The 1,283-nt window shown below is 67.3% G+C and carries 1 protein-coding gene; it reads right to left on the bottom strand.

The annotated features are described in order from the left end of the window. Nucleotides 1-40 precede the first annotated feature (40 nt). A complete protein-coding gene (locus AB0I88_RS41310; RefSeq protein WP_361037775.1) occupies nt 41-1,159 on the bottom strand; it encodes an IS630 family transposase in 1,119 nt (372 codons plus the stop codon). Nucleotides 1,160-1,283 lie beyond the last annotated feature (124 nt).

Here is a 1,283-nt window from a genome sequence, read left to right as displayed (position 1 = left end):
CGCTAGTGCGTTGTCCATGAACGTTTGCCGGGTCTGAGGTTCAGGCGGCCTTGAGTCGGGGTCGGCCCCAGCGTTGTTGTCGTTGGCTGCGGACGCGGGCTCGTTCGCGGCGTTGCGCGGTGAGGACGTCGGGGTGACGGGCGTTGGCGTTACGCCAGCGCAGATACTGGTGCATTCTGCGGGCCAGGACGGTGTGGTTCGGGTGGTTCGAGTTCGCCATGGTGAACATGCGTAGCGGCCCGAACTGCGCCTCGATCGGGTTGGCCCAGGACGCGCTGGTCGGTGTCAAGCACAGCTCGACCTTGTTACGGGCCGCCCAGGCCCGGATGGCCGGGGTCTTGTTGGCCGACAGGTTGTCCAGGATGACGTAGATCGGGCCGCCGTCCGGCAGACGCCGGCGGATCGACTTCAACGCCGACAGAGTGTGATCCGCCCCTTTACGGCGGCGGATCACACCCCAGAGTTGGTCGTCGGCCAGGCTGTAGCAGCCGTGGAAGTAGCGGATCCCGTGCGTGCGGTGATAGGTCGCCGGCAGCCGGTCCGGATGGGCCCGGGGTGACCATGACGATCCGTGGTGCGGGCGGATCGACAGCGGACCGAACTGGTCGAAGGCGAAGCAGCGCTGCGGGATGTGGGTGGTGACGTGCTCGATCCGGTCGAGTTTGGTATCGAAGTCCGGGTCCTTGGATTCCTTCCAGGTCCGGGTCCGCTGCCAGCTGATCTCGTTGTCGCGCAGGATCTGCCGCAGCCGTTCCCGGCCGATGGTGACCGTCCGGGCGGCGTCGGTGGCGAGGTAGTCGGCGAGTTTACGCAGGCTCCAGCGGGTGAAAGGCCGCCCGAGCGTGCTCGGGCGGGCCGTGGCCGTCGCGACGATGAACGCGATGTCGTCGTCACAGATCAGGCGGGGACGGCCTCCCGCCCACTGAGGGTCCAGCGCGCGGAGCCCGATCTCGTTGAAGGCGTGGATCACATCGCGCACGGTGTCCTCATCCGCGCACACCAGCCGGGCGATCGCCGGGACCGGTGTCCCGGACGCCGACGCCATGACCATCAGCGCGCGGCGTACGCGAATGGATTCTTGATCGCCCCTGCGGACGAGTTGTTGCAGCCTACGGCCCTCGTCCGAACTCAAGCGCCGTGCTCTGACCGGCTCGGCCAAACCTTCCACCCCACTCTCGACAGCCGACACCGACGTCGTCGAGAGTGAGCCCTGCCCAGCAACTACCGGTGGACGCCGCCCGGCGTGTCACCGACCCGGTGAACGTTTATGGACAACGCACTAG

The organism is Actinoplanes sp. NPDC049802 (genome assembly GCF_040656595.1).
Taxonomy (GTDB): domain Bacteria; phylum Actinomycetota; class Actinomycetes; order Mycobacteriales; family Micromonosporaceae; genus Actinoplanes.
Note: the sequence above shows the minus strand (reverse complement) of the source record. Positions and strands in the feature narration are given on the sequence as shown.